The sequence below is a fragment of the Acinetobacter sp. CIP 101966 genome (assembly GCF_000369725.1).
In the GTDB taxonomy this organism is placed as follows: domain Bacteria; phylum Pseudomonadota; class Gammaproteobacteria; order Pseudomonadales; family Moraxellaceae; genus Acinetobacter; species Acinetobacter lwoffii_Q.
This window is the reverse complement of record NZ_KB850159.1, coordinates 250,065-273,157: the sequence shown is the minus strand read 5'-3', so window position 1 is coordinate 273,157 and position 23,093 is coordinate 250,065. Positions and strand designations below refer to the sequence as shown.

The 23,093-nt window shown below is 42.9% G+C and carries 18 protein-coding genes and 5 tRNA genes; 8 read left to right on the top strand and 15 right to left on the bottom strand.

The features are described from left to right. Positions 1–40: 40 nt before the first annotated feature. From F891_RS04245 to pyrC, 11 genes are all read right to left on the bottom strand, one after another. A tRNA-Glu gene (locus F891_RS04245) sits at positions 41–116 on the bottom strand. 24 nt (positions 117–140) lie between these two features. Then, positions 141–216, bottom strand: a tRNA-Glu gene (locus tag F891_RS04240). A 130-nt stretch (positions 217–346) separates the two neighbouring features. After that, positions 347–1,258, bottom strand: coding sequence for an alpha/beta fold hydrolase (locus F891_RS04235; protein WP_005262295.1), 912 nt, complete (start codon positions 1,256–1,258; stop codon positions 347–349). 245 nt (positions 1,259–1,503) lie between these two features. Further along, entirely contained in the window at positions 1,504–2,397 is an 894-nt protein-coding gene (locus F891_RS04225) for an alpha/beta fold hydrolase (protein ID WP_004279542.1), read from the bottom strand. Positions 2,398–2,479: 82 nt separating this feature from the next. Continuing rightward, complete coding sequence (locus F891_RS04220; protein ID WP_004279544.1) at positions 2,480–3,892, bottom strand: amino acid permease; 1,413 nt, start codon at positions 3,890–3,892, stop codon at positions 2,480–2,482. Between the two features lie 114 nt (positions 3,893–4,006). After that, a tRNA-Glu gene (locus tag F891_RS04215) sits at positions 4,007–4,082 on the bottom strand. A gap of 177 nt (positions 4,083–4,259) precedes the next feature. Next, entirely contained in the window at positions 4,260–4,418 is a 159-nt protein-coding gene (locus F891_RS18035) for a hypothetical protein (RefSeq protein WP_004279546.1), read from the bottom strand. Between the two features lie 81 nt (positions 4,419–4,499). After that, entirely contained in the window at positions 4,500–7,025 is a 2,526-nt protein-coding gene (locus F891_RS04210) for a TonB-dependent receptor plug domain-containing protein (RefSeq protein ID WP_004730196.1), read from the bottom strand. A 159-nt stretch (positions 7,026–7,184) separates the two neighbouring features. Next, positions 7,185–7,260, bottom strand: a tRNA-Glu gene (locus F891_RS04205). A gap of 20 nt (positions 7,261–7,280) precedes the next feature. Continuing rightward, complete coding sequence (gene rnt / locus F891_RS04200) at positions 7,281–7,940, bottom strand: ribonuclease T (RefSeq protein ID WP_004279557.1); 660 nt, start codon at positions 7,938–7,940, stop codon at positions 7,281–7,283. Further along, the gene (pyrC, locus tag F891_RS04195) at positions 7,925–8,959 is read right to left on the bottom strand and encodes a dihydroorotase (protein ID WP_004279558.1); all 1,035 of its coding nucleotides are present in this window, start codon (positions 8,957–8,959) and stop codon (positions 7,925–7,927) included. Before pyrC ends, rnt begins: the two co-directional genes overlap by 16 nt. 152 nt (positions 8,960–9,111) lie before the next feature. Between pyrC and F891_RS04190 the strand changes: the two genes are divergently transcribed. Next, positions 9,112–10,383 (top strand): GGDEF domain-containing protein, encoded by a 1,272-nt coding sequence (locus F891_RS04190; RefSeq protein ID WP_004279559.1) that lies wholly within the window; start codon positions 9,112–9,114, stop codon positions 10,381–10,383. 84 nt (positions 10,384–10,467) lie between these two features. Here F891_RS04190 and argG read toward each other — a convergent pair whose 3' ends face one another. Then, positions 10,468–11,808, bottom strand: coding sequence for an argininosuccinate synthase (gene argG, locus F891_RS04185; protein WP_004279561.1), 1,341 nt, complete (start codon positions 11,806–11,808; stop codon positions 10,468–10,470). Between the two features lie 248 nt (positions 11,809–12,056). Here argG and F891_RS04180 point away from each other — a divergent pair, with 248 nt between their 5' ends. The 3 genes from F891_RS04180 (at position 12,057) to F891_RS04170 (ending at position 14,774) form a co-directional block, all read left to right on the top strand. Beyond that, positions 12,057–12,410 carry a hypothetical protein gene (locus F891_RS04180; RefSeq protein WP_004279563.1) on the top strand — a complete coding sequence of 118 codons (354 nt, stop codon included), beginning with the start codon at positions 12,057–12,059 and terminating at the stop codon, positions 12,408–12,410. Between the two features lie 150 nt (positions 12,411–12,560). Continuing rightward, positions 12,561–14,597: an FAD-dependent oxidoreductase gene (locus F891_RS04175; protein WP_004279566.1), complete on the top strand. Its 2,037-nt coding sequence runs from the start codon at positions 12,561–12,563 to the stop codon at positions 14,595–14,597. Between the two features lie 87 nt (positions 14,598–14,684). Further along, positions 14,685–14,774, top strand: a tRNA-Ser gene (locus tag F891_RS04170). Between the two features lie 125 nt (positions 14,775–14,899). On the opposite strand, the gene F891_RS04165 is transcribed toward F891_RS04170, so the two are convergent. From F891_RS04165 to F891_RS04155, 3 genes are all read right to left on the bottom strand, one after another. Beyond that, the gene (locus tag F891_RS04165) at positions 14,900–15,871 is read right to left on the bottom strand and encodes a methyltransferase (RefSeq protein ID WP_004730189.1); all 972 of its coding nucleotides are present in this window, start codon (positions 15,869–15,871) and stop codon (positions 14,900–14,902) included. Between the two features lie 335 nt (positions 15,872–16,206). Further along, positions 16,207–16,905, bottom strand: coding sequence for a pirin family protein (locus tag F891_RS04160; protein ID WP_004279570.1), 699 nt, complete (start codon positions 16,903–16,905; stop codon positions 16,207–16,209). A 180-nt stretch (positions 16,906–17,085) separates the two neighbouring features. Further along, the gene (locus tag F891_RS04155; RefSeq protein WP_004730187.1) at positions 17,086–18,309 is read right to left on the bottom strand and encodes a L,D-transpeptidase family protein; all 1,224 of its coding nucleotides are present in this window, start codon (positions 18,307–18,309) and stop codon (positions 17,086–17,088) included. A 205-nt stretch (positions 18,310–18,514) separates the two neighbouring features. Here F891_RS04155 and hemE point away from each other — a divergent pair, with 205 nt between their 5' ends. From hemE to F891_RS04135, 4 genes are all read left to right on the top strand, one after another. Next, entirely contained in the window at positions 18,515–19,585 is a 1,071-nt protein-coding gene (hemE, locus tag F891_RS04150; protein ID WP_004279573.1) for a uroporphyrinogen decarboxylase, read from the top strand. Between the two features lie 10 nt (positions 19,586–19,595). Continuing rightward, on the top strand, positions 19,596–20,399 hold the full coding sequence (locus F891_RS04145; RefSeq protein WP_004279575.1) for a DUF817 family protein: 804 nt from the start codon (positions 19,596–19,598) through the stop codon (positions 20,397–20,399). Between the two features lie 143 nt (positions 20,400–20,542). Beyond that, complete coding sequence (locus tag F891_RS04140) at positions 20,543–21,013, top strand: DUF3015 family protein (protein WP_004279577.1); 471 nt, start codon at positions 20,543–20,545, stop codon at positions 21,011–21,013. Positions 21,014–21,090: 77 nt separating this feature from the next. After that, positions 21,091–22,977 carry an Lnb N-terminal periplasmic domain-containing protein gene (locus F891_RS04135; RefSeq protein WP_004279579.1) on the top strand — a complete coding sequence of 629 codons (1,887 nt, stop codon included), beginning with the start codon at positions 21,091–21,093 and terminating at the stop codon, positions 22,975–22,977. The last annotated feature ends 116 nt before the right edge of the window (positions 22,978–23,093 follow it).

The following is a 23,093-nucleotide window of genomic DNA, read 5'->3' as shown; positions in this document are numbered from 1 at the left end:
GAAGATAAATTTTAAAACCGCTACTTTTAGCTTTAAGTAATGGCGTCCCTACGGGGATTCGAACCCCGGTTACCGCCGTGAAAGGGCGATGTCCTAGGCCTCTAGACGATAGGGACTTAATAAAATGTACTTCTGAAAATTGGCGTCCCTACGGGGATTCGAACCCCGGTTACCGCCGTGAAAGGGCGATGTCCTAGGCCTCTAGACGATAGGGACGTTTCAGAGGTGGGCGTATAATAGGGTGAAAACAGGGGGGTGTCAAACGCATTTCCATAAAAAAATGATTTTCTGGGTTGAGTGCATAAATTTAAAACAATCTAGAGAAAATACTGGAAAATTACATGGTTTAAGCTGGATTTTTAAGCAATTCCAGAATTGCTTCTACCACCTGCGGATGGAGTAAATAGCCGGTAATATCATGCGGGCGGTGAATATGGGTACGAATGCCGTGGTTAATAATTGCGGGTTGAAACTGAAATGGCGGTTGTGTAAGAGGAAAGGCGGTAAGAAAATCATCAGTTGAATAAAAATTTATCCAGTCGCCTTTAATTGCTGCAGGTCGTACAATGGGTTGCGGTAAATGTGACTGGATCACCTGAAAGGCTAATGGCGATCCTAAAGTAATAAAACGCTGTACGTTCAGTTCAGGATGCTGAATAAGATAATTATAGGCAATTACACTGCCCAGAGAATGAGCAATCACAATACAATGTTTGCGACCATTCAATTGCCGGGCAATCCGCTCATGAACTTCCTTCATGAAAGCAGGATTGTCGAGATACAGATAGGTTTCAATCAGAAATTTCTGAAGCAGGTTCCGATGCAGACTGGGAAAATAATTCAGCAATAATACAAAGTCTCGCAGTGCAACATTTTTGCTTAGCGTGGTAATAAATTTGAATTTCTGTTTAAAATCCATCGTGTCATTCAAATGAAGCTGGGGAAGATCGGAAATCACGGGCTTGCGCCAGCCAGGACGTGGAACGGTTGCAGGAAGCTGAGGATGGACAGGTTGACGGAAACGAAAGCTGGGCCATTGCTGGGGCATTAAGGTGCCAGGATTCAGGATGTTGCGAACGTTATAGTGTGAAAGTAAGTCTCCATAAAATGGAATGTGAATGTGACGTCGTAAATAACTGAATCTGGCATCATGACGGTGTTTGCGAATGCCTTTTTGAAGTATATGCAGCCAGCGCTGGCGAATCGATGCAGCACTATGATGTTGCTGGTTCATTCCATGAATAAAAATAACTTTCATCGATACCTCACGGAGGTCGATCTATATATTCACAGTATAGAGAAAATTGCGGCAAGCCAAGCTGCACTTTTTGTGGCGTTAATGTGTAAATTATCTTTGATAAAACAATCATTAACAGACATCTGTATATTTATAAAAAAGGCAGAAAAAGCAGTAAATTGGTAGGTCTGGATGAAAGATTTTATTAAATAGAAAAAGAATATGAATGGAGCTGTAAAAGTTGAATTTAGAGTTTGGCGTGAGTTTTATAGTAATTCCAGGAGCACTTTAATGACGTCCGGATGCTGAATATAACCATCAATATCATGCGGATGATAGATGGAGGTATGAATCTCCTGATTAATAATCGCTGGCTGAAACTGGAAGGGTGGTTCTGATAATGGAAAGGCAGTCAGAAAGTCATCGCTACAATAGAAATTTATCCAATCGCCTGAAATCGCAGCAGGCCGTACAATTGGTTGCGGCAGATGAGCCTGGATCACCCGAAATGCCAACGGTGATCCGAGAGTAATAAAACGCTTGATATTCAGCTCCGGATGCTGGATCAAATAATTATAGGCAATCACGCTGCCGAGTGAGTGAGCCACCAGAATCTGTGGTCTGCTGCTATAGAGTTGATTATGAATGCGGCAGTGAACTTCCTGCATAAAATGTGGGTTGGCCAAATAAAGATAACTTTCTAGCAAAAATTTATGCAAAAAGCTGGCATGTAAGCTGGGAAAGTAATTGATGAGTACCGCAAAATCCCGCAAGGCAATATCTTTGCTTAATGCTGTGATGAACTTTAGTTTTTGATTGAAATTCAGGACATCATCAATATTCGACTGCGGGACGTCACAAATTTGATAGGTGCATTGGTCTGGTGGCGATGCCGGTTGCAGCTGTGCGGGATGTAAAAAAGGGAAATGCGGCCACTGTTGCGGCATCAGGGTGCTGGCATTCAAGACGTTATGAAAATGATGCCGAGAAAATAAATCGCCATAAAAAGGGATACGGATATGCCGTTTTAAATAAGTAAACCGAGCTTGCTGTTGTGGGTTTTTCCGAAGGCCTGTCTTGAAGAGATGCAGCCAATGTTGACGTAATGAAGTAGCCGTATACTGTTGCTTGTTCATGCTGTGAATAAACACAATTTTCATCGACGCACCCTTAAGGCTGCCCACTATGGTTATAGTATAGATAAAAAAAGAGCGGCCGGAGCCGCTCTTTTAAAACTGATGATTAAGACTTGTTGTGATAAAAGGCATAATAACTTGCATAACACGCTGCAATAAATAGCAGACAGCCTATGAAGCTGATACGCATTGATGGATCAAAGACCATACTGATACAGGTAATAAAACAGAACACAAAGCCCAGGATTGGTACAATCGGGAACAATGGTGCAGCAAAGCCCAGTTCTTTGGCCGTATGACCCTGTTTATACCATTGACGACGGAAGTTGAACTGGCTTAAGCAAATACTCATCCAGACCACCACCATGGTAAACGCTGCAACGCCCAGCAAGTTGGTAAAGATCGTCTCTGGCGCAAACTGTTCAGACAATAAACCTGGTAATGCACCCAGCATGGTCACCATGACTGCAATATACGGTACACCGCGAGCATTCAGTCTTGAGAATACGGCAGGCAACTGTTTGCTGTATGACAATGACCACATCATACGTGAAGCAGCAAATAAGCCCGAGTTGGCAGCAGACAACAACGCAGTGATAATTACAAAGCGGATGATGTCTTCAGCATATGGGATACCAATGTGCTGGAATACGGTTACGAACGGACTGCTACTCACGCCTTCAGCGGCTAAGCCTGCTTCCTGATGCGGAAGTAATGCCGTCACCACGATAATGGTACCCACAAAGAAAATTAATAAGCGGAAAATCGCAGTATTAATCGCTTTAGGAACATTTTTCGCAGGATCTTCAGTTTCACCGGCAGCAACACCAATCAGCTCGGTACCAGAGAAGGCAAAGTTCACGATCAGCATCGTAGCAAAAATCGGAAACAGACCTTCAGGGAACCAGCCCTGTGCAGTCAGATTGGTAAATAAAGGCGCAGCTTCATAGCCTTGATAGCCCAGAACACCAAAGATGGCCAATAGACCTAAAAGAATAAAAGCAACAACCGTGACCACTTTTACCAGTGCCAGCCAGAATTCGGATTCGGCAAACCAGCGGGTAGAAATCATATTTAGACTAAATACGAATACACCGAAGATAATGGTCCATAACCACATGGAAATGTCCGGGAACCATTCCTGCATCAGCAAGGCCGCTGCAGTAAATTCAGTTCCGAGAGTGACCGACCATGTCAGCCAGTATAACCAGGTGATGGTATAGCCTGTGCCTGGTCCAATATAACGTTTGGCATAAGCACCAAATGAACCAGATTCTGGCATATGAACGGCAAGTTCGCCCAAACATAGCATCACCATGTACGCGATAATACCGCCCAGGAGATAAGCGAGAATGGCACCTACAGGCCCCGTTTGTGCAATGACTTCACCCGACCCTAAGAATAGGCCTGTTCCGATTGCGCCACCAAGCGAAATCATGACCAGATGTCGAGTACTCATAGCGCGTTTTAAAGGCGCAGAATTGCCCTGATGCGTAGCATCATTCGGAGATGAGTGCATAGGAAATAAGAAATACTTCAAAGGAATGAAGCGAGCTATTGTAGTGAAAAACTACAAATCTGCAATCGAATAATGGTAATTTCGAATAAGGTCTGATCGTATGGGATCAATAGATGGCGTCCCTACGGGGATTCGAACCCCGGTTACCGCCGTGAAAGGGCGATGTCCTAGGCCTCTAGACGATAGGGACGTTGCGAGGTGATGCGTATATTAAGGATTAAGCCGGGATTTGTCAAAAGGGTTTTTGCTAAAATTCATTTAACAGTTTAAACATTAGGCAAAACAAAAACTTTATTTTATTGAGATGTTATTTTCTGAACAGATTTCAGGACTATAAAAAATAAATATTTGAAAAGATCACTAAAACTTAGTGATCTGGAGTTTGATATTGCTCAGGCTGAGAGTTTTCAGTTGGCGTTGACACTGTTTCAGTCTCCGCAGTGTGGTTATCATCACGGTTGACGATATAGAGATATAGTGCGGATGGGGCTAAAATCAGTAAAACCAGTAAGATCTTTTTTAACATGATACAAAGGCAAAATATGAAATCGCATTAATTATAGCCTAAGCAAATTAAAAAGAGCAGCAGCATGTACCTATTCAGGCTCTAGAATTTAAAAGTAACATCCGCAATAAATTGGCGGCCGATTTCAGTCATTACACGTGGTCTATCATTTGAGGTCGAGCCTGTTGTATAGGTATTCACGCGGTTGGTGACGTTGTTAATGATTAAACCAAAAATTGCCCTTAAATCTTTTGAAATTTCCCAATCATAGGTGGTGCGCATATCCCATGTAAATTTTGGTTTAATTTCAGAGGCTAAATAGGTGTCAAGCAGTTCACCTTCATACTCGACTTTGTCATTTTTATTGGAGACTACAGCCATATCATCGTAACTGTTTTTATAGCTAAAGAAGTTTGAAATACGTACAGGCAGTGTATCGAATGTAATATCCCAGTTTACTCGTGCGGTCCATGGTTGGTTAAAGTTTGGGGCAGGGCGGTCTGACCAACGGATAATTTGACCATCATAAGAGACCCATTCATCTTGAGTGGCTTGATCATAGGCTGAAGTGTAATCTACATAACTGCGGAAGACTTCACTGTAGTCAAATCCCAAGGCAAATAAATGTTGGCTATCCCCCAGAGCGATCGGTTGACGATTTCTAAGTGTTAAGGTGTAGATGTCAGCTTTGCCACTTCCATCATTATTATATTCGTAGAAGAATTTTGATCCATCTAAAGGAGTAACTTTAGTTTTTGATATTTCATCCTGATATTTACGATTGACCCATTTTAGCCCTAGATCCCAATTCTGGATTTGTGTATTCAAGCCTAAAACAGTTTCGTCACTGAAAGGGGGATTGAGCGCTGAACTACGCGCACCGCTGGATAGTGCAGTTTGTGTTTCTACCCAAGGCGCATGTGGGTTTTCACGTGACAGTTTATAGAGCAAATCATTTTGAATTTCATCCAGTTCTGTACCTAACGTTTGCTGACCATAGTAGCGATTCCACCCAGCGGATAAATGCAATTGATCATTACTAAAGGGTTTGTAAGAGAGACGACTGCGAGGGGAAATATTGATATTACTACTCAAAGAGTCATAATCAGCACGAACACCAAGGCGTGTTGAAAATTGATCATTCCACTGAATATTATCTTCAATAAATATATTTAGGCGATCTTGCTGAGCTTTGATATCACCAGCTTTGTACAGAGTCCCACCAGCGATATATTGTCCATTCCAACCATTTATAGTTAGTTTCTCATCACAATATGGGTCACTTTGAAGGCAGGTAGTATCTTTGCCAAGTTCTTTTAAGTTGATCTTTGTCGCGAGTAAAACATCCTCGACTCGTTTCCACGCAACATTAGCATGGCTATAACCCGTACCTATAGTCATGTTGTGTTGGGATTGACCAAGTTTAAAAGGGTCTATATTCGCTTGTAGGTCATAGGAAAGGACGTCTTGGCGTTGTTCAATCTCTCCCATGATGGCGCCCTCTCGAACTACATCGGTATTATTCCAATCTTTACTTCCTTTGGCGTAGTACCAATGCATACTGTAGTTATTGTCAGCAATACGTTGTGTCGCCGAGTTTTGGAAATTAAGTTTGTGTACGAGAGTACCTAAGTTGAAGCGATGTTCAAGTTCCGAGAACAGAGTAAGTGTTTCGGTTTCAGTAGTACTACCTGAATCACGATTGCTGTCCACATAACTTAAGCTATCGAGCAAACCATAATCGAAACCAAACTTCGCTTTGGTTGAGGCGTTTGGTGTATAAAATAATGTTGCACCAAGATTTGAGATATGTCGTTCTTGATCAATTGTTTTAGGTGTTTCAAAGCCACTTTTGACTGGGATGATAGACTCTCGTTGAGAGGCATAAGCATTAAAGCCCCAATCATTCGAGAGCTTCCCATAAATATTGGTGCTTAGACCTTGTTTGGTATATTCCTTTTGGTATTCATCTGTGGGCTCTTCAAATTTACTTTCTTCTAAAGGTGAAATTGAGTTGTAGCGAGCCCAATCGCTTTCAGTGTAATCGTAATTGATAGAACCGTGAATTTTCCCTATCTCTGTTTGCGGTGCACATGTTTTAGCATTTACAACACCACCTGTGAATTGACCATAAGCGGCAGACACGTTGCTATCTAATACTTCAAGCTCACAAAGTAGGTTAGTGTTCACTGCCATAGCTTGTGCGCCAGTTCCGATATCTTGAAATGTATTTGTGTTTGAATTTGCTGGATTAATAAGTAAGTTGTTGGAAACACCATTCACAATAAAATTGTTTTGGAAGGTTTGTCCGCCATTTATAGAGATTTCGGCAGGTTTAATTTCACCTTGTGAGCCTGCTGCTAACTTTGATTGACTAAACTGCACATTCGGATTCACTTTTAAAAAATCGGTAATGTTCTTTGAGCTATTCGGCGTCTTTTCTAAATCTTCTTTTGAATAAATGGTTTTTCCAACTTCATTTTCTTGCTGAGCTTCGATAATAATTGTGTTGAACTTAATCGTTGTTTCATTGAGAACAGGCTCTTGATAATTCGATTCTTTTGCAAAACTAGATGTTGATAAAGCTGTTAAAACTGCAATAGAAAGTGGGGAATAAGCAAAACGCATGAGAAGGGTTAAATATGCGAAAGATAATGGAAGTGATTATCATTAAATTTAAGAAGGCAATCAATAGTAATGAGAATTATTTTCATTAATTAGTAAAAGCGTAAGACTTGAGCAGCTTAAGATGCTGATCAAAGAAATATAAAGAAGAGAAAAAATAGATGGCGTCCCTACGGGGATTCGAACCCCGGTTACCGCCGTGAAAGGGCGATGTCCTAGGCCTCTAGACGATAGGGACGTTTAGAAGATGGCGGTATCTTATTGATCCGCCACCAGAGTGTCAAGCAGGTGAGGTGCGAGTTTGTTTAAAATATAGCAAAACAGTTCAGCGGTCTTCTGCGTATCATATAATGCAGAATGGGCTTCTTTGCCATCAAACTCAATCCCAGCCTGAATACAGGATTTTGCCAGTACGGTCTGACCAAACATCACCGCACTTAAAGTCACTGTATCGAAGACAGAAAAACTATGAAATGGGTTCTGGTTTTTGGTTCCGGTACGCGCAATCGCGGCCTGAAGAAAACCCAAATCGAAATGTGCATTGTGTCCAACTAAAACTGCATGGGTACAGTTTTGCTGGCGACGCACTTCATTCACAGATTTAAAAATACGCTTAAGCGCAGTTTTTTCATCTTCGGCCATTGCGATTCGCATCGGATTCGAAGGATCGATCCCAATAAACTCCAGCGAACGTCGGTCGAGATTTGCCCCTTCGAAAGGATTGATATGTGCATGGTAAGCTTGACCCGGCACAAATTGACCCTCCTCATTATAAACAATCGGAATGGCCGCAATTTCCAGCAATGCATCAGTCTGCGCATTAAAACCTGCAGTCTCGACATCGACAACTACAGGTAAGAATCCACGAAAACGTTGACCAATGATTGGGAGCGTTTCATTTGTCACACTTTTCTCCATTGAATGGTTTTACCAGCATACAGTGGGATAATCTGTTCACCATCCAGATAGTCTAAACTTTCAGGGATTACTTGATCTTCTTTAACCAGGGTAATGGTATTGGTATTACGTGGCAGGCCATAGAAGTCTGCACCAAAATGGCTGGCAAAACCTTCCAGGCGTTCAATTTTACCCACCTGATCAAATGCCTGAGCATACAGCTCAATGGCAGTCGGCGCACTATAACATCCTGCACAGCCACACGCATTTTCTTTTGCATTTTTTGAATGCGGCGCGCTATCTGTTCCCAGGAAAAATTTAGGATTACCGCTGGTTGCGACTTCCAGCAAAGTTTGCTGATGCGTTTGACGTTTTAAAATCGGCAAGCAGTAGAAATGCGGCTTGATCCCACCAACCAGCATGTCATTGCGGTTAAACAATAAATGTTGCGGCGTAATGGTTGCAGCGACATTACGGTCTTGCTCAAGTACAAAGTTTGCTGCTTCGCTGGTGGTGATGTGTTCGAGCACCAGTTTCAGCTTGGGAAATTGTCTGAGTAAGGGAGCCAGCACTTCATCCAGGAAACGCTTTTCACGGTCAAAAATATCGACATGATTATGCGTCACTTCACCATGTAGCAATAAAGGCACTTGGTGTTCTTCAAGCTGTTCAATTACGCCGTAGACTTTGCTCATATCGCTCACACCACTATCGGAGTTGGTGGTCGCACCCGCAGGATAGAGCTTGATGGCATTGACATGCGCAGATTCTTTGATCTTTTTAACTTCACTTGCCGGGGTGTTGTCAGTGAAATACAGCACCATACGCGGGTCGAAATTTACCCCTTCAGGCACATGTGCCATGATACGTTCACGGTAAGCATTGGCCTCTTCGACGGTTTTTACGGGTGGCACCAGATTTGGCATGCAAATGGCACGAGAAAACTGCTTGGCTAAATCGGGAACGGTACGTTGAAGTGCTAAACCATCACGCAGGTGAACGTGCCAATCATCTGGCTGGAGAATCGTAATCGTATTCAAGGCAAATTCAGTCGAACAAATAAAACAAATGATAATCCATCTATAGTAAAAATGGTAACGAGAAAGCGCTACAAAATAAGGGATATGTATAAATTAATTTTAAAAAGTATGTTATTTTAAAATTAATAAAAAAATTACATAAATACTTGGCAATGGAATACAAGTACAATCTAGCGAAATTGCAAGATGATAAAGAAGACATAGAACAACTGATTACACGGCAAAGCCAGCGTGTAGGCCCGGTCTTCCCTCAAAATCTGGAACAAGAATTCTGGACCAAAAATCTGGAACGCGCCCGCAAACATGTCGAAAAATATGTGTGGGCTGGGGTATTGGCCTATTTCCTTTTTTTAGTGGTAATGATTCCTACAGATTACTGGAGCATCAGCAAAGAATATTTCGTGCATGATTTTGTCCTGTGTATGTTGGGCTTGCTCAACGGCGGCGTGTCATTAATCATTTTTTATATGTTCTCCTGTTTACCCAAGATCAAGCGCTTTTTTCCGCAGGCTTCGATGCTGTTGGTGTTCTGGATACAGGTGTCAATTTCATGCATTACCATGTCGATTAAAACTGATGCCTTGCAGCATCAATCCATGGCGATAGTCACGATCGTATATATCCTGGGTTATGTTCTGACCGGTATTAAGCCGATTCAGATGCTGGTCACCGGATTACTCGCTGCGGCAACTACTATTCTTGTATTGTTTAGCCTTTCAGTTGAATTTAATCCTATGGTTTTTGGCCGGATTTTAATTGGAAGTTGCTTGCTGGGTTATGTGATTAGCCATATGATTTTTGCCCGTGAACGTGTGATATTTCTCTATAGCATTCGCGCCAGAATCAGTGAGCAGATCCAGCGTATCCATACCAACGAATTATTACATTTGAGTCAGTACGATGAGCTGACCAAGATTTCCAATCGACGGACTTTTGATGAGACGCTGCAAGTCCATTTCGAACGTGCACATCGTGAAGAAACGGCATTGGCAATTCTGTTTATCGATGTAGATTTCTTTAAAAATTACAACGATTTTTATGGGCATCAGAAAGGTGATGATGTCATTTCGACTATTGCCAAAACCATCAAAAATGCGATCCGTCATATGGACTTTGTCGCGCGTTATGGCGGGGAAGAGTTTGTGGTGCTCTTGCCAGAAACGGATGCACATGGTGCTTATGCAGTGGCTTCAAATATTTTTAAGGCGATTGATCGTCTGGAAATTCCACATGAAAAATCCTTGGTTGCGAAACATATCACCATCAGTTTAGGCATTACCGTCTATCGTGGTGAAGATGATATTGATAAAGACGCCTTATTGGGAATCGCGGATCAGGCGCTATATCGTGCCAAACAGCTTGGACGCAACCAGATTTATTATCAGTCCATTCGTTCAGTCAATTCAGATATCGCAAATGGTTAGAGATTATTACAATCAATAAACGAACCCTCAATAAAAAACCGCTCATCAGGAGCGGTTTTTTATGAAACTAAAAAGGACTAAAACTTAGTTTTTGTCTTTTAGTTGTGGCACTGCAGATGCTGAACCAACTGCCAATAAACCAGTCTCTGTATAGATGCCCAGTTTCGCACGAGTATCCGTGATATCCAGGTTACGCATGGTCAACTGACCAATACGATCCATCGGCGAGAACATAGAATCACCTTTCTCCATAGTCAAACGCTCAGCTTCATAAGTGAGGTTCGGAGATTCAGTATTCATAATGGTGTAGTCATTACCACGACGCAATTCGATCGTTACAGTACCGGTAACTGCTTTAGCAACCCAACGCTGTGCAGTTTCACGCAGCATAAGCGCTTGAGAATCGAACCAGCGACCTTGGTAAAGCAAACGACCTAAACGTAGACCGTTAATACGGTATTGTTCAATTGTATCTTCGTTATGAATACCCGTTACCAGACGCTCATAAGCGATGTGAAGCAGCGCCATACCCGGAGCTTCATAGATACCGCGAGATTTCGCTTCGATGATACGGTTTTCGATTTGATCCGACATACCTAGACCGTGACGGCCACCGATGCGGTTCGCTTCAAGAATAAATTCAACTGGATCTTCAATGCGTTGACCGTTGATAGCAACCGGGAAGCCTTCTTCAAAAGTAATCGATACTTCTTCAGCTTTTACTTCTACGTCATCTTTCCAGAACGCAACGCCCATGATTGGCTCAACGATTTTGATGCCTGCATTCAGGTATTCAAGATCTTTAGCTTCGTGCGTCGCACCCAGCATGTTTGAGTCAGTTGAATAAGCTTTTTCTTTTGACATTTTATAGTCAAAACCATTGTCGATCAGGAACTGTGACATTTCTGCACGTCCGCCCAGCTCGTCAATGAAAGTTTGGTCTAACCAAGGCTTGTAGATTTTAAGCGCAGGATTGGTCAATAAACCATAACGGTAGAAACGTTCAATGTCGTTGCCTTTATAAGTCGAACCGTCACCCCAGATGTTAACGTCATCTTCTTTCATGGCAGTTACCAGCATGGTGCCAGTTACTGCACGACCCAATGGTGTCGTGTTGAAATAAGGCATACCACCTGTAGAAATATGGAACGCGCCACATTGAATTGCAGCAATACCTTCTAATGCAAGCTGTAAACGGCAGTCGATTAAACGTGCTTTTACTGCGCCATAAGCTTCAGCTTTTTTTGGAATCGCATCGTAATCGTCTTCGTCTGGCTGACCCAAGTTAGCTGTGTAAGCATAAGGTTCAGCGCCTTTTTGTTTCATCCACAAAAGAGCAGCAGAAGTATCTAGACCACCAGAGAAGGCAATACCAACTTTTTTACCTACTGGGACATTCTGCAAGATAGTTGCATTATCAGACATTGTTCATCCTAATGATATGAAATAGGCACGCCAGAATTGGTGGCCTGAAAAAATACATATTGCATCAATTGTATCATTAATTTATTTAGGTTTGCTTTAGAAAAGAAAAACTCGTTTTAAAATCTCTATTCAATAGGCTTAAATAATCATAAATCGCACGATTTTCACCAGAATCCTGCTGAAAACGGAAGAAATTGGTTATATTCAGCCGAATAAAGTTAAAAATCAGATAAAACAGGAATAAAAGCATGGCGACTCGCATTCCACCTTTACCTAATTTAAATCCTAAAGCTAAGAATGAAACGCTGGCACTGTTACATGGGATTTATGCCGGCCTGATTGGTTTTAGTACAGTGCTGTTTTTATATCTTGAATATCAGCAATCCAGTATTTCCATGCTGAGTTTAGGTGTGGTGCTGCTGCTTTTAGGCTTGCTGATGTTTTTTAATATACAGGCCAGTATCAAGGTGAAGCAGGGCAATGGTTCAGGACGGACTTTATCCAGAGTGATGGCAATCCTCATGCTGTTCAGTTTTCCGATTGGGACAGTATTGGGTGCGATTGCATTATGGAAATCCAGTGCAAGGCAATGGCAGCAATAATTTAATTGCGAAGGTTCGATATAAATATGCCACCAATTGGTATTTGTGCCTGAGAATGCAGACCTGATAGTCATAAAAAGCCCCTAAAAATCAGTTAAAGTACCTTTATAAGATTTAAGCTATTAGCCAAATAAAAATCAGGGATATGTTATGACTACGACGCGCTATGCCAATATTTTAAAACCACTTCATCTGGGTTTCACCACCATTAAAAACCGGGTGGTGATGGGGTCGATGCATACTGGTCTGGAAGACCGCTTCTATAATTATCCTAAACTGGCAGCGTATTTTGGCGAACGTGCAAAGGGTGGCGTAGGTCTGCTGATTACGGGTGGAATATCGCCAAACCGTCAGGGCTGGTTGTTGCCGGCAGGCGGTACCATGAATACCTTGGGCGATATTGCACCACATCGTCTGGTGACACATGCAGTGCATAAGCATGGTGCTAAAATTCTTTTACAGATTCTGCATGCCGGACGTTATGGCTATCAGCCTTTTGTGGTTTCGGCCAGCCCGATCAAATCACCAATTTCTCCTTTTAAACCGCGTGAAATGTCAGATAAACAGATCCTGAATACCATTCAGGATTATGTGAAAACTGCCATCATTGCCAAAAAGGCTGGCTATGATGGCGTGGAAATCATGGGTTCTGAAGGCTATTTGCTGAATCAGTTTTTAAGTCGTCATGTCAATCAGCGTATTGACCGTTGGGGCGGCCCGATTGAAAACCGGATGCGTTTTGCCGTAGAAATTGTTAAAGCGATTCGCGCTGAAATTGGTGAGAAATTTATTATCTGTTTCCGTTTGTCACTTCTCGATTTGGTACATGATGGCAATACCATGCAGGAAGTGATTACCGTAGCTAAAGCTTTGGAAAAGGCAGGAATTACTTTGCTCAATACCGGGATTGGCTGGCATGAAGCACGTATTCCAACTATTGTGACTTCCGTGCCTCGAGCTGCTTTTGTCGATTACACTTCTGAAGTTAAGAAACATGTTTCGGTGCCGGTGATTGCCTCTAACCGGATCAATATGCCAGACACTGCCGAGGCGATTCTGGCCTCTGGTCAGGCAGATATGGTACAGATGGCACGTCCACTTTTGGCCGATGCTTTCTGGGTCAACAAAACCGCAACCAATCGTGTTGATGAAATCAATACCTGTATCGCCTGTAATCAGGCTTGCTTGGATCATACCTTTAAAAACCAGCGCGCAACCTGTCTGGTCAATCCGCGTGCCGCTTATGAGACCGAACTGGTCTATGTCAAAACCAAAAAACCGAAAAGTATTGCAGTGATTGGTGGTGGTGTTGCAGGTCTGTCAGCGGCTACTGTCGCAGCCAGTCGCGGGCATGATGTGACGCTGTTTGAGGCCAGTCATGAAGTAGGCGGACAGTTCAACCTGGCTAAAGTCATTCCGGGGAAAGAGGAATTTCACGAAACGATTCGTTATTTTAAAGTGCAGCTAGAAAAAACTGGAGTTGATCTGCGTCTCAATACCCGAGTCAACCGCGAGCAGTTGGAGCGTGAGGGTTTTGATGAGGTGATTGTGGCTACAGGGGTTGTGCCGCGTGCCTTGAATATCGAAGGCAGTCAGGCACCACAAGTATTATCTTATGCAGAAGTGCTACGTGGCGCACCTGTCGGTGATCGTGTTGCGGTCATTGGCGCAGGCGGGATCGGTTTTGATGTGTCCGAGTTTTTATTAAAGCCACCGCATCAAATACAGCCGCAACCTGTGGATGAGTGGAAGCGTGAATGGGGTGTAGATTCTCATCCAGATTATGTGACTGAAGGCGGGTTACAGCGTGCTGAAGTAGAACCTCCAGTACGGGAAATTTATCTATTACAACGTAAAAAGACACCGCTTGGCGCAGGACTAGGCAAGACTTCAGGCTGGGTACATCGTGCCCAGTTAAAAAAACATGCCGTGCGGATGTTGCGCGGTGTGCAATATAAATCTGTCACGGATGAAGGCTTATGGATTGAGGTAGATGGCCATGCTCAATTATTGCGTGTGGATACCATTGTGGTATGTGCAGGTCAGGAATCGGTAAAAGACCTGATGCCGAGTGCTGGGGAAAATACCTTGGCGCAGTATCATATTATTGGCGGTGCAAAACTGGCTGCTGAACTCGATGCCAAGCGCGCCATTCGTGAGGGAGCGGAATTAGCAGCAAAACTGTAAGGATTTGATGAAACTATATGCAGTTGATTGCATTCACTGTAATTTTCACTTGTCAGCCGGACAAAAGCTCCGTATTATTGCGCCCATGGAAGCGTGGCAGAGCGGTTTAATGCACCGGTCTTGAAAACCGACGAGGGTGTGAGTCCTCCGTGAGTTCGAATCTCACCGCTTCCGCCAAATTTTAAAAACCCCAGTCGAAAGATTGGGGTTTTTTTATTTCTATGATTTTAATAAAACGATTTAAAATAAGCTGATAGCGAACAAAGTCAAAATTTTAAAATTCCATAATTAATAAATATTCTTTAATTGCCTACTTCAATTTTGATTAATGCCAACGCAATTCTTTCCACATGTTGGTAAGCCGGTTGTTCCAGTTCTTCACCAAAAATATCCGGGTCAATTTCTTCATAGGACCAGATTATATTTTGATGCTGTTTCATCAAATCTTTAAGATGCTGCAAAAACAGATTGCCATGTTCAGTCACGGTCACACCGGTATATAGAAATAAATGTCCGCCAGAATTCAGGCGCTGTAGACCTTCTTTTATAATCCTGAATGATAAATCACAGCCATCCAGCGCATTACCGCCATGACGATATTGACGTTGTTCGGGATCAATTAAATACGGTGGATTAGCAAAAATCAGATCAAATTTTCCATCAAGATTGGAAAATAAATTACTTTGAACCGGATGAATATGGTTTAAGCCGGCAAAACTGATATTAATCTGGCTATAGAGCAAGGCTTTGGGATTCAGGTCTGCAACCATCATTTCATTCACAGCTGGAAAATGTCTGGCAATGCTGATCGCGGCTGCTGAAGTGCCACAACACATTTCCACGACCCGTTTAAAAGGGCGAGGCTGAGCAGCTAGATATTGCTTGAGATGATAGATAAAGCGATACGTATCCGGACCGAAAAATACCGCATCTTGCTGAGTGGTTGGAAAAGCTGAATGAATAAAGAGTTCGCCATCGAGTGAAGAAACCCGAACCTGACTCAAGTATTGATCTTCCTGAACCTGTAGAAGCTGATGTTCTTGCAATAATGTAAAAAGGGCAGAATCAAGATCAGTTTTTTTAAAGTTTAGATTCCAGCCAAAGATATCCTGATGGGTTCTGTGCTTATAAATTTCATTCTTTTTTCGATTCAGAATTCGCTGGTGGGAAAGCGGTGTAATGGTCGTAAACTGATAATCTTGTTGTTTTAAAAAGGCTAATAAATAAAGCAAAGCTTGTTGCTGGATGCTTTGCATCTCTAAAATTTGGTTCATACGGATATGCTCTTCTATTTATTTAACCTACATGAAAAGATTAATTCACTTTATGCCTGCAAAAGACAATATCAAACCAGTCGTGAATGATCAAAGCTATACAGCACTGGATTCCATGGAAAGGGATCAGTTTATATTCACCTAAATAATGCATTGCTTAGGTAAAAATGTGATGAGAATTGGTTGGATTTGTATAGGTCGTAGGCATAATTTTATTGGTTAAGCAGCCTTATTATGATTTTGCGAACTATTATTTCTTATTCATGATTATACGTATAAAAAATGGCTATTAATCACTGGGATCAATAGCCATTAGAGCTGAGAGCTTTAAAAGCTTAGTTGGGTACTTCCGGCAAATCAAACCAGATCACTTGCGCATCTTCGCTTGCTTTAATTTCTGTATCATCTAGAAAAGCAATTGCGCCGCCAGCTTCAACTGTATGTTCAGCGATCTGGACAGTGCCAGAAACAACATGTACATAATTAATATGCTGGGTCGCTTTCACTTCCAGACTTTGGCCTTGCTGAATCACCGCAGTTTTGACTTCGGCATTCTGACGAATATGCATCGGTGCATTTTCATTCGGACCACAAATCAAATGCCACTGGTTCGGTTGCTCATGCGGGTCAAGACGGATTTGCTGATAGTTCGGCTTGGCATCACGTTCATTTGGAATAATCCAGATTTGCAGTAAATGGACCTGTTCGTCGCCTTGGTTCATTTCACTGTGCCGCACACCTGTTCCTGCACTCATCAGTTGCCATTCACCCGCAGCGATTCCGCCATGATTGCCCATGCTGTCCTGATGGGTAATGGTTCCTTTCAGCACACAGGTCAGGATTTCCATATTGTCATGTGGATGCGTTCCAAAACCCTGATGTCCATCAATCAGGTCATCATTAATGACACGTAAAGCGCTGACACCCATATACTTTGGGTTATACCAGTTGCCAAATGAGAAACTGTGTTTAGACTCCAGCCAGCCCATTTTTACATGACCACGATTTTCGCTAGGATGTAGAAAAGCATTCATGATTTTATCTCGACATTATTTTTAACTTGAGATCATCATACTGTCGTTTTATAACTGAAAAAATCTCAAATAGGCGACAGATCATTGCATTTTTGCAACGAAAGAGCTGAAAGTAAACATAAGGAATAAAAAAGCCCGCTCAAAAGCAGGCTATTTTTATTCAAATCGGCAGACCGATCATCATTCTAAGAAACGAACCGTTACGCCAGATTTGACTTTACGGCCAAGATCATTGGCATCCCAGTTAGTCAAACGAATACAACCATGTGATGCTGTTTTCGAAATGCTAGACGGGTTTGGTGTTCCGTGAATACCAAATGATTTCTTGCTTAAACCAATCCAGATATTCCCGACAGGACCGTTAGGACCCGGTGGTAAAGATAGTGGTTTTAAATTTTTACCTTGTACAAAGTTAGAAGGTGAGTAGCTGTACCAAGGGTTTGGTGCAACACCTGTTACTTTATAGGTTCCGGTTGGAGATGGTGTATCCGCACTACCAATGGTGGCAGGGAATGACGCGATCATTTGATTTTTACTATTAAATAAGTACAGTTGTTTCGCGCCTTTATGTGCAACAATCAAGTGAATACCTTCAGGCAAGTCATTACGTACATTACTGACCAGTAATTTTTCACCAACTTTATTAAAGTTGGCATTTGGATTGAGTTTCTTTAAAAAATTCTCATCCATATGGAATTTTTCACTCAACATTTCACTGACACGCGTGTAGTACAAGCCTTTCATTTTTGCCTGTAACGCATAATCTGAAGGAATAGACTTGGCAAATGGGCCTGCCAGATCTTTTTCAGTAATGGTGTATTCAACAAAGGTTGGCTTAGAACCCTGACGTGCAACTAGTTTATCCCAGGTTTCCTGAGTCAAAACACCTGTCGGTTTAATGCCATTCATTTGCTGGAAAGATGCAATCGCTTTTAGTGTGTTTTTACCGCTGGTTCCGTCAATCGCACCCGGTGATGCATGAGCATTATTCAGCATGACATGCGCACGTGCGTAAACTGGGAATTGACCTGCACCGATATTTTCATACCATTGGGCATTGTTTAAACCGTCTAAAGTCCACGAAGCTTTGGTCGCTGCAGAGTTAGTCGGTGCTTTGGTATTTGGTGCTGCGCCAATAGAAGCAGTCTGCTCTTCGGTATCCTGTAGCTTATTCAGCGCTTCAGATGCCTGTTTTAAGTCTTGTTGTTCTTGTGCGGTAATTTGCGCTTCTGCAGGTGCTGCTTGGGCCGCTGAAGCTTCAGTTGCTAATGGATCAATCGGATCTTGCACTGCAACATCAGTCACCACTTGGGGTTTTAATGGTTGTTCAGCAGTAGACGCGGCAAAAACTTGACCTGCGAAAATGCAACCTAGACTCACAGCGAGCATTGTGCGAACGAACATGTAACTCAACCTTAAGAATTATTTCTTTAACTATGTGAAAAAACACTATAAGTATTACAGAAAAAATGTGGAGATGCAGTAGTTGTTTTGTGTAAATCACTAGGTTGCCGTTCAATCCGATCGGTTTTTAAAGTTGCCAGAAGTTATTAAAACTGCGGCCTTTTTGCTATGATGTTGGCAATGTCAAAGAAAGATGGGAATGTGAATGACGACCTTAAAAAATGATCGTTTTCTGCGCGCATTGTTGCGTGAGCCTGTAGATGCTACGCCAGTATGGATGATGCGTCAGGCTGGCCGTTATTTGCCTGAGTACCGCGAAACGCGTGCCAAGGCAGGAGATTTCCTTTCGCTTTGCAAGAATACTGAACTGGCCTGTGAAGTGACTTTGCAGCCTTTGCGCCGTTATGATCTTGATGCCGCGATTTTATTCTCAGATATCTTGACGGTTCCGGATGCTTTGGGACTGGGGCTGTATTTTGAAGCTGGTGAAGGCCCGAAATTTCACAAGACCATCCGTACCGAACAGGATGTAGCCAATCTGCCTGCATTTAATGCCAAGTCGGATCTGGATTATGTGATGAATGCCGTTTCGACCATTCGTTCAGCCCTGAGCGGTCAGGTTCCTCTGATTGGTTTCTCGGGCAGTCCATGGACTCTGGCAACGTATATGGTCGAAGGTGGTTCAAGCAAGGATTTCCGTTTTACCAAACAGATGATGTATGCGCAGCCTGAAGTTTTGCATGCTTTACTGGATCGTCTGGCTGATGCAGTGACTGAATATTTGAATGCGCAGATCGATGCGGGTGCACAAGCGGTACAGATCTTTGATAGTTGGGGTGGGGCATTAGCACATCGTGAATATATCGAGTTCTCGCTGAACTATATGCAGAAGATTGTCGCTGGTTTGCAACGTGAGAAAGACGGCCGCAAGATTCCGGTAATTCTGTTTACCAAAGGTGGCGGTCAATGGTTGGAACCGATGATTACGACAGGCGCAGATGCATTTGGTCTGGACTGGACCACGCCATTGAATGTCGCTCGTCAAACGGTTGCTGGTCGTGCAGCACTTCAGGGTAACCTGGATCCTGCAACTTTATATGGTTCATCAGACACCATCATTAAAGCGACAAAAGCCATGCTGGATGATGCCTATGCCAATGGCGAGAAAACCGGTTATATTGCCAATTTAGGTCATGGTATTACCCAGTGGGTTGATCCGGCGAATCCAAAAGCATTTATTGATACCGTACATGAGTATAGTGCCAAATATCTTTAGGATGTAAACCTTGATCGATCTATTCAAATCAGGGTTTGAATTTACTTATAAGGCAGCTTCGGCTGCCTTATTTGGGATTTTACTCCTGCTCGCTTTTGCGCTGACTGCTTCTATGGGCAGCGATCTCTTCATTGGTTTTTACCGGTATGACTATCTGCTTTTTTTTGCTTTGCTGATTCAGGTGATATTGCTCTATACCAAACTGGAATCCTGGGCTGAAGCCAAAGTGATTGCGTTATTTCATCTCATGGCCATGGTGATGGAAATCTTCCTGACCCATCCGGCAATTGCTTCCTGGCATTACCCTCAACCCGCAATATTTAAAATCCTGACCGTGCCTTTATTTGCCGGTTTTATGTATTCTGCGGTCGGCAGTTTTTTTGCGCGCTCTTTACGTCTATATCAGGTTTCATTTGAAAAATTGCCGCGTTTTAGCCATATGCTGACATTGGCTGTCTTGTCTTATATCAACTTTATGAGCAAGTTTTTTATTCCCGATTATCGGGTGATTTTATTTGTCTGGAGCGTGATCATGTTCTGGAAAACCAGAATTCGCTTTCAGCTGAATCGGCATACTTTTCAGTTGCCGATGTTACCCGTACTGCTGATTCTGGCGTTTATTATCTGGATTGCCGAGAATATCAGTACCTTTTACCAGATCTGGCTCTATCCAAGCCAGATTGAGCAATGGCATATGGTGGGATGGGGCAAACTGGGCTCCTGGTATTTGTTGTTACTGCTGAGTCTGGTGTTGGTGCTGAAAATTTTGGGACAGCGTAATTCACAAGGCGATTGGGCGCTCAAGGAACAGTAAAATCAATCAGGTTATGTTTATGTAAAGCATACATTTTTTCAATTGCGCCAAACTTGACTTGTCGCTACTCTGCTGAGTATGTAATTTAAATTACATTATTAGAGTAATAACAAAGATTGCATGAGAATAATTGGAGAATAACTATGTTGAAAAAAATTATGCTGGCGGCGGTATTGGCGACTGGTTCAAGCATGGCGATGGCTGACCGAGATGTCGGTTGTGGTATCGGAAGCCAGGTATGGGCGGGTCAGTCTGGTATTATTCCTAAACTCTTTGCAGGTACGACCAACGTTCTGTTCACGAATCAGTGGCTCGGGATCACTTTTGGTACTTTAGGTTGTAGCCAGGGCGGTACCGTAACCGCTCAAGTGGTGACCTTTACCAATGAAAACGCTGAAGCATTGGCGCGTGATATGGCAGTTGGAGAGGGTGAAAGCCTGAATGTTCTGGCTGAACTTTTGAATATTAAATCTGAAGATAAAGCTCGTTTCTTTAGCGTTTCCAAGCAGAATTTCTCTGAAATTTATTCCGAAGAAAACCAGAATACATTACAAGTTTTAAGCACCTTACAAACTGTGATGGCCAAAGATGAAGTATTGAAATCCTACATCTGATCCGCACCCTAAAAACCCTGCTGTTCTGGCAGGGTTTTCTTATGACTAAAAGAAATTGATGAGAATAAGTTAACTGAATGAAATATGCGTTCTTCATGTTGGGCCTGACATTCAGCCCTTTAAGTTTTTCTAGCGAAATTAATCCAGACATCCAGCATTATATCGCTCAGGCCGAAACTCAGCGTCTGGATCAGAGCACTACCTGGCAACGTCTCATGTATGCCAATCCCCAAGGTCATAGCGAGGTTAACTATTCGGGCTATTTCCTGGCAGAGCAGGGAAAAACTGATCTAAAAAAAGAAATGCAGCATAACATTCAGGCTTTATTCCTGAGCGCAGAGCCGAATCAGTCCGTCCGCTGTAAGTTTCCTGCACGCAGCAGCTGGTTAATGCAGCAATTGAATATTTCCGAGCAACAATTGCCTGCGGTCAGTTGCCCGGATTTGGATAAATGGATTGGCGAGGTCAAGCCTTATGAGGCAACCCTGATCTATGCCACGGATTTTATGGGTAATCCCAGCTCGATGTTTGGTCATACCTTGTTGCGTCTGGACCCTAAAGACCAGCAACAACTCAATCTGATTTCTTATGCGGTCAACTATGCTGCGACGGTCGATGGCAATGACAACTGGTCCTTTGCCTGGAAAGGGCTGACTGGACAATATCCGGGTGAATATTCACTGATGCCGTATTACCGCAAGGTCAAAGAGTATGGTGACTTTGAAAGCCGGGATTTGTGGGAATATGAATTAAACTTAAGTCCGCAAGAAACCAGGTTTTTGGTACAGCATCTCTGGGAAATGCAAAATGTAAGTTTCCCTTATTATTTTATCAGTGATAATTGCGCTTATCGCCTACTGGGACTGTTTGATCTGGTACGTCCCGAGCTAAATCTACAGAAACAGTTTAATTCGACTGCGATTCCGATTGAAACACTAAAAGTAGTAGAACAGCAGGGCTTGATCAAACAGAAAGTTTACCGTCCGGCGCTTGAAACTCAATTGCTGGCACAGTCCAGACAGCATGGCAAAGCGCTGGCAAAAACTGCGCATCAGCTGGCTTATGCAGAAACAGGTGCAATGCCTTCAATCTTGCAGCCCTATCCGGCAGAAGATCAGGCCAAAATTCTGGAAATGGCCTATGATCATTTATATCTGGACTTTCTCCGACAAACAGTCGATAAATCATTTTCCCAGCCACGTTTTCGCAAGTTATTAGGCTTAAGAAGTCAGCTGAATATCGAGAAGCAGCGTAAAGCGCCTGAACGTCCAAAAATAGACCCGGTACAAAGCCATCATGCACGGAATATCAGTCTTCAGGCCGGACAGGTTCAGGGTGAATCCTTTGTCCAGCTAGGGCATCGGCAGGCTTATCATGATCTCATCGACCCGCAAGGCGGTTTTCGAACCGGCACACAATTGCTGTTTCTGGATGGGGCTTTGCAATATCGTGACAGTGAGCTCAAGCTGGAACATCTGGATCTATTTACTGTCAATTCCTATAACCCGGTCAATCCGTTTAATACGCCATTATCTTGGGGTTTTAATTTGGGCTGGAAACAGGAGGCACTGGATGCGCATGGCCAGTTTAGTGACGATGAACAGCATGGCGTCGCCAGCTTAAAAACTCAGGGTGGTTATAGCTGGGCAAATGCCAGCCGTGAACATCTATGTTATGCACAAATGCAAACTCAGCTACAGGCAGGCAAGGCACTGGATCAGGGCTGGCGCGTAGGTGCAGGCCCTACTGTGGGGTGCCAGAATATCTGGAGCGATCAGATCAACAGTCTGGTGCAGGTGGAACTGCCTTATTGGGAAGATTCGCATCGCTGGCAGCTGAAACTGAATACTGAAATCCAATATGCATTCAATCCACAACATGCACTTCGGCTGTCTTGGGAATATCAGCAACAGCAGTCCAAAGACTGGGATCAATGGAGTCTTGGTTTGATTCGGTATTTTTAAGATTTATTTAAAACTATTGATAAAGTGCTGTGTATCCATGAGGCTACTGTTTAGTTTTCCCTTGTATAAAAAGATTGGCTTGATTTGGTACAAATAATCTGGTCGATATTTTAGGA